Genomic DNA, 10,633 nt, shown 5'->3' with positions numbered 1-10,633 from the left:
TTTCGGAATTGTTATCTTTTTTGAAAATCTTACATTTTTTTAATTGAGTTTCATCCCATAATTCATTAGATTCTTAATTGTAAAAAATAAACCGATGCGAATCAGGGGTGAATGTATGGAAAAGAAGCAAGTTAAGAAACGTTGGTATAGGTACGTAATACAACTTATCGTAGTTGCATTAATTGTTACCTCCATACCACTGAATGGATTGGCGGAAACAGCACCACCGTTTACACCATCTCCAAATTCAGAACAAAGTCCAGAAGTAGAAAAGAAAGAGGAAAAGGAGTTACCAGCTCCACATCCAGATCAGTTAAAGAAGGATAAGGCTAAAGCACAGGCGAGTCCGACTGAGATTGTAGAGGAAAGAACGGAAACCGAAAAAGTTTTCGATAATAATGATGGTACATATACGAAAAAGGTATATACGGAACCGATTCATATTGAGAAAGATGGAAAGTTAGAAGAGGTTTCACCGAAATTAGTAGAAGCACCAAATGAAAAAATTGTAACAGAAAATACAACATTAGAACCAGAATTTGAAAAGGCAGCACAAGATGGAAAGTACGTTCAATTTAAAGTAAAAGATCATACGATTCAGTATAAATTAATGAGTGCAAATGGTGAAAAAGGTGAAGTGAAGCCGTCACCGGTCACTGCAACACATGAAAATAATACAGTCTGGTATAAAGGGATTTTCCCAAATATAGATTTAAAGAGTACGACGTTTAACGAAAATGTAAAAGAAGATTTTGTATTACGCGAGTATACAGGACATCATATTTTTACATTTGCATTAGAAACAGATTTAACACCGAATATACAGGAAGATGGTTCAATCGACTTCCAAAATGAGAAAAAAGAAAAAGTCTTCACATTACCGAAACCATATATGAACGATTCAAATGTGGATCAGCAATCAGGTGAGGCTGTAACGTCAGATGCGGTTCGTTACAATATTGAGAAGGCAGATGAAAAAACATATACATTAACTGTTACCGCAGACCCGCAGTGGTTACAAGCACCAGAGCGAAAATATCCGGTATATGTAGATCCTTCTGTTGAACTAGGTAATTTTGAAAATGCATACGCTGCAAGTACATCTGCTAGTGTCAATTATTCAGGAGGAAAACTTTGGGATTCCGGCCAAAATGCTTATACGTTAAAAGTTGGGTATTATGACGGAGCAACTGGAACAAACTTTGCATTCATTAAACCGAATGTTTCAAATTTAAAAGGTGCAAAAATTGAAAGTGCAACATTCCATGCCTATGCAGTTTGGCATTATTATGGAAATCAGCCGAATGGTGTTTGGTTAGATGAAGTAACAGGTGGATGGAATGTTGGCGGTGTGAACTGGAATAACAAGCCGGGTTCTAATAACATTGCACAAACTGATGTGGGACGCGGAAAATGGGCTCAGTTCAATGTAACGAATACAGTGAAAGCGTGGGTAGAGGGCGCGAGACCAAATAACGGTTTTAAGCTACATACAAACGGAAATGGGCAAAGCCATTGGAAGAAATTCATTGCGGCTGAAAGTGGAGCAGATGCACCGTACTTGGAAGTGAAGTACTCGTATGCGAAACCGAATCCACCAAAAGCACAAGCTTATTCAAATGGAACTGGGAGTGGTACAGGCCACTTTAATGTACAATGGGATCCAGTTCCTGGGGCAAAAGAGTATAAATTAGCTATTTTTAACGGATATGACTATGAATATATTTCAGTTGGCAATGTGACAAGCTGGACAACGAAAGATAAAAAACTATTCCCGACACGAGAAGAGATTGCACAAGGTCGTTACTGGTTACATGATGACGGAAAAGGGGCAGAAGCACCGACGAACCCAGGACAAATATATAAAAATGCTTATCAGGCAGGCGGTCCATATGGAGATTATAGTGGAAGAAGAAGCTACTGGATTCGTGTTATGGCAGTGTATCCATTTGAGGATGGTCCTCTTTCGGATGGAGTTGTTCCATTTCTTCCGTTAGAAACAATGAATCCACCTACAGGTTCGATGTATATTAATGCTACTGATCGACAAACTGGTTATGCAACATTGAAGTGGGATCCAGTTCCAGAAGCAGAAGGATACAAAGTTTGGATATTTAACGGGAAAGATTATGAAGCATTTGATGTAGGAAATACAACAAATTGGACAACGCAAAACCAAAATATTTGGCCAACAAAAGATGAAATTGCGAAAGGGCAATTTTTACTTCATCATGATAAAAAAGGTGTAGAATTATCGTTAGATCCATCACAAGTATATAAGAATTCTGGTGGCCAATATGGTGGTTTTAAAAAATATTGGTTCCGTGTAACAGCGTATAGTAAGGTCGGACATGCTGAAAGTAACATTTCACAGCCTTTTGTACCTATGTTTTCCGAAGATTTCGGATTCTCAGGTATGTTTGATTATTGGGCATCTATTCCAGTTTTAAATGGACAGGTAAATGCCTTTAATGGGAACTTCTTAATGGAAGAAAAGGATATAACTTTATCTGGTCGTGGTCCAGATGCTTCCTTAACGAGAACCTATAATAGCCAAGGCGGCCGAAATGGTATTTTTGGTAATGGTTGGGCTAGTAGTGTAGAAGAAACTGTTAGGCCAGATGCAGAAGGAAATATACTTTTACATACTGCAAATGGTGCAGCGATTGTCTTTACTCAAACGAGTGCAAATACGTATCAGGCTCCAGCAGGTATATATTTAGAAATCAAGCAAGTGCCAGGTGGTTATGAAGTAAAGGATAGTAATCAAACAGTTACTTTCTACCATTATACCGACTTAAGAGGAATTGGTTATGTAAAAGATAAATACGGAAATACAACAACTTATGAATATGATAATGAGTTCCGTTTATCAAAAATAAAGAATGCTTCAGGGAAAGAATTAGTACTGAAATATGATGAACATTATAAAAAAGTATCAAGAGTAATCGGTCCAGATAACAAGACCCTTACATTTAAGTATGATGGAGATTTACTCGTTTCTTCTACAACACCAGAAGGAAAAGTATATAAATATGGATATGATAATGGGGTACTAACATCTATTTATGATCCGCAACATACAGATGCCAAACCATATAAAACATCGTATGCATATGAGAATAATAGATTAGTAAAAGTGACGGATCCATTAGGAAAAGCTACGACATTAGCATATAATACAGGTTCGAAGGAAGTTACGTTAACGAATCCTAAAGGACGTAAGACGGTTTATACGTATAACGATGCTGGAAATCCAGTGAAAACAGTTGAAGATGTGGGACGACTGAATTTAACGACATCGTATGAATATAATGCAAACAATTTAGTAAAAACAACAACTCCTAAAAATCAAACAGAAATAGCGACATATGATGGTAATGGGAATGTAACTTCTGTTACTGATGAAATGGGAACTGAGAAATTTGAATACAATAAAGATAATGGGATTGTTAAAGCGACAGATAATGAGAATCGTGAAACAACAGTTGCTTATAAAGGAGCAAACACAGAAGTATCTGAAACAGATCAAGCAGCAAATACATCATCTTTCATGCAGTATGATCAATTTGGAAATCCAATTGAAACAACTAGAGAGCTAGGGACAGGGGAAAACCTGATTAAAAATCCAAGCTTTGAGATGGATATAACGAATGGATGGAAAGAAGAAAAAGGCAATAGCCAAGGGGCATTGAAAAAAGATGCAATCTTTGCACCTGGTGGATTGGGTGGAGCTTCATCTTTACAAATGATAGTAAAAGCACAAAATGCTGGTTGGGGATACCATAGTGCGATTCAGGATATTGTAGTAGAACCAAATACAACATATACATTAAGTGGGATGATGAAAACAGCATTAACGCATGCTGGTGCATTCTTTAATGTTCAGTTGTTAAAAGAAGACGGAAACCCTCTTGATGGTGGGAATAATTGGTTTGATACACGTCATAACAGGATAGAGGGCGAGAAAGATTGGACGAATCGCCAAGTAACTTTTAAGACGACAGGCCAAACGAAAAAAGTTAGAATCTATCTACAAGTTGATTATAATCGAGCGGATTCAAGTGGTTCTGCCTGGTTTGATAAGATGCAACTTGAAAAAGGAGAAGTTTCTTCTAGCTTTAATCCAATTGAAAATAGTAGTGTAGAGAATATGACGGAGAAAGGTTGTATTCCAGGATGGATTCGAGGTAATGGATCAAGTTGTGATCCGAAAGATACTTCCCATGAGGAAAGCTTTACAGGAGATTCGTCTATTGTATTAGAACGTAGCCAATATGGCGGTTCAGATGTAGGCTATGGTGCACATATACATTTAAACCAACAAAAAGCAGAAACAATTACATTAACAGGGATGTCTAAATCTCAGAATGTAGAAAATACTGCACCAGATAAGCTCTCACGAGATTACTCTATTTGGGCAGATGTGTATTATCAAGATGGTAGTGGTACGAACTATCAGGCAAAATTCCCAAGCGGTACAAATGATTGGAATCGTAGTGCGGTTGTCATTCCTGCTACTAAACCAATTAAACGTATGGAAGTCTACCTTCTATTTAGAAGAGAGAATAAAGGAAAAGTTTGGTTCGATAATATTCGTTTACTAGAAGGTAACGCCCTTATTAAAAACGAGTACGATAACGACGGAAATGTTGTTGCTGCGTATGATGAAGAAGGTCAGAAGAATAGTTTCACATATGACGCATCAGGAAATAAAAAGAGCGAGACAGATGAAAAAGGAAATACAAAACTATATGATTACAACAAAGATAATCTATTAACAAAGGTTACATTAAAGAATGGTACTTCTGTAAATTATCTGTATAATCATAATGGAAATACAACAGAGAAATCTGTTATGTTTGGTGGAAAAACACAAACACACAAATATGAATATGATGTAGATAATAAAAATACAGTGTATATCGATGCATTAAACCGTCGTATTGAAAATACGTACGATGAAAATGCAAACAAGATTAAAACAACAATGCCAAATGGTTCTATTTTAGAATCTGTATATGATACAGCAGATCGCGTCGTTGGTGAAAAGCGAAATGGAAAAGATTCATTTACATTCGAACTTGATCAAAATGGACAAGTTACGAAAGTAAAAGACCATGTCAACGGTGTAGAACGCACGAAAACATACGATAAGGCAGACCGTGTCACAAGTGCAACGGATAGCCGAGGCGGAAAAGTTGACTGGGCATATCACGACAAAGCAAACAGTAAGACAGAAAAATTAAAAGAACAAACAATAACACAAGGTGGATACACAAATAAAGTATCGTATGACTACAACACGTTAGATCAAAACATACGTGTGACAGATGGCTCTCAAACGTATCGATTTGATTATGATGATGATGATAATATCCGTACGTATACAGCAGGAAACGGTTCAGGTTCTACCTTTAACTATAATCATGCGAACAAAATAAAAGATTTAGTAGTAGGTACATCAAATAGTATTTTACTTTCTGAACGATATGAATATGACCAATCAGGTAACCGCACAAAGATTAAACATGAAGGTGCGGGCGGAAAAGTAACAGAAACAAACTTTGTATATGACCCGATTAACCAACTATTAAATGAGGCATTACCAAACGGAACAACTAAATCATACACATATGATGGATTTGGAAACCGTACAAGTGTGAAAGTTGTAGAGAATGGCAAAGAAACAAAGTCCATAGCGGCAACGTTTAATGAAGGAAATCAACTAGTAAAATTCGGAAACGAATCGTTAACGTATGATGCGAATGGCAATCGTACATCAGACGGAAAGTACAAGTATACATGGAATGAAAATGACCAAATTGTGGCTATCACAAAACAAGGTGAAAGCAATGCATTTGCAACTTATAAGTATGATAATGATAACCGTCGAATTGAAAAGAGTGTAAATGGTCAAGTAACACGCTATTTCTATGACGGAGATAGTATTCATCCACTGTATGAGACAGATGGAAGCGGAAATGTACTACGTCAATATGTATATTCTGTAGATGGTGCACGCTTGTCTATGAAATCTAAAGGACAAACGTTATACTATCACTATAACCCTCGTGGTGATGTTGTTGCGATGACGAATCAGGATAGAGAAGTTGTAGCAACTTATGAATATGATGCATGGGGTAACGTATTAAAGAGTGATACGAAAGGTATCGCAGCAGACAATCCATTTGGATATGCGGGATACATGTATGATAAAGAGATTGGCATGTATTATCTGATTGCGCGTTATTATAATCCAGATCATGGTGTGTTCTTATCGATGGATCCTGACCCAGGTGATGAAGATGACCCAATTACCATGAATGGATACACGTATGCTGAAAATAATCCAGTAATGAAGACGGATCCAGACGGGCATGCACCTTGGCTGGTTATTAATGCGGCCATAGGCGGATATAGTGCTTATCAAGCTTATAAAGCTGGAAAAAGTCGTAAAGAGATTTTAATAGCTGGTGCTGTTGGTTTTGCTGGTCTTGGAAGAGTTAAAGCAGCAACAAAAGTGGGTGGATATTTAACAGGCTCTTACAATAAAGTTCGCTCATTACAAAGAAAAGGAAATCAAGCACATCATATTATACAAGATGCTGCAGTTAAAAATCTACCAGGGTATAGCCGAGGTAAAGCACCCACAGTGTCTTTAAGTACAGCTGTACATAAAAAGACTTATCCTGTACAGCGACAAAAAGGTGGAGGTACTTATGCTGCTGAACGAAGAATTGCTTACAAATCATTAAGGAGAGCGGGTATCCCAGAAAAACGTGCTAGAAAACTAATAAGAAAAACTGATAAGTATTTTCATAAAATCGGGGTGACAGGATCTACAAAAACAAATATTCCTGGCAATCGAAAAAGAAAATAAATGTTGATTTGAAGGAGGAAGATTTATGGACTATAGTCAATGGTTTTCTAAAATGAATCATATTGTATCAACAATAAAAAAAAGCGGAGGAGTGGTGACGGAATTAGTAGTAAAAGGACCAGTGAAAGAACCGGATGTATCAAATGTTGAAAAGGGGCTAGGAATAAAAATACCTTCAAGCTACAAAAAAGTATTATTAGAGGATTTCTCATATTTAGAATGGAACTGGGAAATACCAGAAAACTTAAATTTAGATGAGAGATTTGAAGAAATATATGGCAGTAGAGGAGTATTAGGATTAACTGAGTTAGTTGAATGTGAACTCAAACGAAGAGAATTAGTTGAAGACATTTTTAATGAACAAGATAATTTGTATGATAAGATTTGGCAAAGAAAATTAGCCTTCTTTGATGTTGGAAATGGGAATTTATTCGCTTTTGATTTAATGTCTGACAAAGAAGATCCACCTGTTGTATATTTAAATGCTGATGATGATGAATTACATGGAACAGTATTAGGGGATAATTTTATAGATTTTATGGAGAAGTGGTCAAAAATTGGATTTGTGAGCGGAGAGACATGGAATTTAATCCCTTTTTTAGGTTCGAACGGAATTGATTCAGAGGGAGTAAATGCCCAAGTATGGAGAAAAATTTTAAATTTATAGAATAAGAAAGGGAACCCTTTTAGTATTTAAAAGGGTTTTCTCAATGGGAAATTTAGAATCAAAAAGATGTGGATTAATATCTTTTTGTTAGGAGCTTGAGATATCAATAAAAAGAGAAGGTTATCTTTATAACTTCTAATTTTATTAGGTGATTAAATTGTTTAAAAACTATGGATAAAGCTATAGAATTATCTAAGAAAAAAGGAGTGTTTATTACATTGGAACCACAAATTATCCTCGGAATACCAGGTCTATGGAAAAGTAGGACAGAATTAGTACAAAAAATAGTTAGTAAAAGTGAAGATTATATTTTAGCAGGAAATATTATACATCATAAGGAGAAAGATATCGCTTTTGAAATTGATGTATATGATCATGATCCATCTTTAAGAGAAGCGTTTTTATATGCGAGTGGCGGTCGTTTTGATGAGGACTTCCTTAGCAAGTTAGAGGAACATACTTATACAGTATATATTATTGCACATGTGCAAAATATGCAGGAGTTAAAAGAAGTTATTGATGTAGGAAACGGCTTGTTAAATGCAGGCGGACTTGCTTTAAAAATTGAAACAACTGGTGTAGCGTATTCTAAAGATGAATGGCAGGAGCTTGTAGAAAATAAGGAGATATTCCCCATTTATTCGCATGTTGTAACTTTAATTGGAGATGAAGATGGTTATTATTCATGTGGAATGCAAGCATTCGCTCTACCAGATGTAATTATACAAGGAGAGATAGAACCAGAAGCGGCTGGCGATTTATTAAATGATTTTAATTTATATAATATAGTCGAGCAGCCCGAATTAAGAGATGGAGATACAATTAGTTTTACGGAAAACTCCCCCGTGTATCGACTGTCTTACTCCACAGATTATCGCTATGAGCAAGAGGATCCATTCCATAATCCATGTGGATTATGGAAGTTGGAATTGGCTTAAGTGTATTAAAATTTAATCATAGAAACAGCTCAGTAGTCTAAGGAGACCTAATAAATATTATTAGGTCTCCTTTTTGAAAAGTATAAATTATCATGGTAGATAATCCATACGAATATATACATGTGTGATAAAGAAATCAGCATGTATTACTTATTATCCGTTACTATAATCCAGACCATGGTGTGTTCTTATCGGTGGATCCTGATCCGGGTGATGAAGATGATCCGATTACAATGAATGGGTATACTTATGGTGATAATAATCCGGTGATGAAAGTTGATCCAGATGGTCATGCACCTTGGTTACTTATTAATGCAGCTATAGGGGGATACAGTGCTTATCAGGCTTATAAGTCTGGGAAAAGTCGAAAAGAAATTTTATTAGCTGGTGCTGTTGGTTTTGTTGGTGGCGGAAAAGGAAAACTTGCAGCTAAGGTTGGTAAGAGCCTTAATACAGCTTATACTAGAAGGAAGGCTGTAAAACTTGCTTGGCAGCAAGAAAGACAACTCATAGCGACTACTGGAAAAGGAACGCGGAACTGGAGTAATAAACGCAAGGCGGAAATATTAAAAAAAGGTAAGGCTAAAGGTTTCCATGGACATCATATTAATAGTGTCAAAGCATATCCGCATTATGCAGCCAATCCTAATAATATAAGATTCGTAACAAGAAAAGAACATTTAAGACTTCATGGAGGTAATTGGAGGAATCCTACAAAAGGAAAATTTATCTATAGGCAATCGCGAATGAGATAACAATAGAATGCATTTGTCTGATAGGAACTTATAAAGGAGGCAAAAAATGGATAATATTATTATTGAAAGACTAAGTTCAATATATGGAACCGATGCTAAAGTTATAAGAACTGGGAGCAGATTATTTGGAAATATAGATGAAAATAATTGGGTGAATGTAGTAAATCCTCCTCTTAATTCGGAAGAAATTCATCAATTCGAAAATGAGATGAAACGTGTATTTCCAGAAGCCTATAAAAAATTATTATCGCTAATGAATGGGAGCATACTAGCCGGTTTAGTTCGAATAGCAGGTACTCCTAAGATAAGAGGAATCTCTATTCAGGAACAGTACTATCAACCTTTTGATTTAATTAGCTTTCAACAATTATATTTCTCTAAGAAAATGCCGGATACATATTTTGTATTTGCAGATTCAATGAGTTTAGGTACGATATATGCTATTAATGAGGAAAATAGAGTATTAGAATTAGATTCAAGAAATAAGAAAGTTTTACGGGATTTAGGAACAATGGAAGAATGGTTGGATTTATTATTACAAGAAGCAGATCGTATAAATTATTAATAGGTTTATTGAATGATTGAGATATTTCTATCACGTTGTGATTTTATTGATTAAATAGGAAAGGATGTTTTTCTTGGAGTATCATAATAAACTAAAAAAGCTTTTAGAGTGTGTAAATTGTTTAGAAGGTAATGAAATTGAGTTAGATTGCGACGGAGAAGAAATTACAATAGAGTTATTTAATAGTGAAGAAATAGAAGAAGGACAGATTGGGTTCCGTATTACCGATAGTGGGGAAAGTTTAATAAGTGATGAAGAAGGATCTTGGCAAGAAGGTTGGATTGTAATTGGCTTAGATTCATATATAGGAGATCCTATTTTTGTAGACACTAAAGATATAGAGTGTGCAGTGTACACAGCTGAACATGGAGAGGGTATTTGGACTCCCGTACTTGTAGCAGAAAGTATAGAACAGGTAATTCAAGTGGTTAAGGAGAAATAAATTGCTGAAGAAGGTGTCTCAAAAGGTCATTAAAAATGCTCTTTTGGAGAAACCTTCTTTCTTTATATAGACAGACGGCTCTCAAACGTATCGCTTTGATTATAACGATCAAGGAAATGTTCGTACGTATACAGCTGGAAATGGTTCGGGTTCTACTTTTAACTATGACCATGCGAACAAGATTAAAGATTTAGTAGTAGGTACATCAAACAGTATTCTTCTATCAGAACGATATGAATACGATCAAGCCGGTAACCGTACGAAAATTAAACATGAAGGTGCAGGCGGAAAAGTAACAGAAACAAACTTTGTATATGACCCGATTAACCAATTATTAAACGAGGCATTACCAAACGGAACAACTAAATCATACACATATGATG

At 35.8% G+C, this 10,633-nt stretch carries 6 protein-coding genes and 2 pseudogenes; all 8 read left to right on the top strand.

What is annotated here, in order from left to right:
- The first annotated feature begins 115 nt into the window (after positions 1 to 115).
- Complete coding sequence (locus MR113_RS18975) at positions 116 to 6,883, top strand: DNRLRE domain-containing protein (protein ID WP_242256181.1); 6,768 nt, start codon at positions 116 to 118, stop codon at positions 6,881 to 6,883.
- A gap of 25 nt (positions 6,884 to 6,908) precedes the next feature.
- On the top strand, positions 6,909 to 7,550 hold the full coding sequence (locus tag MR113_RS18970) for an SMI1/KNR4 family protein (protein WP_242256179.1): 642 nt from the start codon (positions 6,909 to 6,911) through the stop codon (positions 7,548 to 7,550).
- Positions 7,551 to 7,768: 218 nt separating this feature from the next.
- On the top strand, positions 7,769 to 8,488 hold the full coding sequence (locus tag MR113_RS18965; protein WP_242256177.1) for a DUF4261 domain-containing protein: 720 nt from the start codon (positions 7,769 to 7,771) through the stop codon (positions 8,486 to 8,488).
- A 117-nt stretch (positions 8,489 to 8,605) separates the two neighbouring features.
- A pseudogene (locus MR113_RS28610) lies at positions 8,606 to 8,788 on the top strand (RHS repeat-associated core domain-containing protein); the annotation flags it as partial.
- Positions 8,789 to 8,796: 8 nt separating this feature from the next.
- A complete protein-coding gene (locus MR113_RS18960) occupies positions 8,797 to 9,243 on the top strand; it encodes a hypothetical protein (protein WP_396022477.1) in 447 nt (148 codons plus the stop codon).
- A gap of 46 nt (positions 9,244 to 9,289) precedes the next feature.
- Entirely contained in the window at positions 9,290 to 9,808 is a 519-nt protein-coding gene (locus tag MR113_RS18955; RefSeq protein WP_242256172.1) for an SMI1/KNR4 family protein, read from the top strand.
- A 64-nt stretch (positions 9,809 to 9,872) separates the two neighbouring features.
- Positions 9,873 to 10,250, top strand: a complete 378-nt coding sequence (locus MR113_RS18950; RefSeq protein ID WP_396022476.1) for a hypothetical protein — start codon at positions 9,873 to 9,875, stop codon at positions 10,248 to 10,250.
- A 70-nt stretch (positions 10,251 to 10,320) separates the two neighbouring features.
- Positions 10,321 to 10,633, top strand: a pseudogene (locus tag MR113_RS28605) (hypothetical protein); the annotation flags it as partial.

This window comes from Bacillus cereus group sp. BfR-BA-01379 (assembly GCF_022663605.1).
GTDB lineage: Bacteria > Bacillota > Bacilli > Bacillales > Bacillaceae_G > Bacillus_A > Bacillus_A mobilis.
The sequence above is the reverse complement of the archived record's forward strand: the minus strand, read 5'-3'. Positions and strand labels throughout refer to the sequence as shown.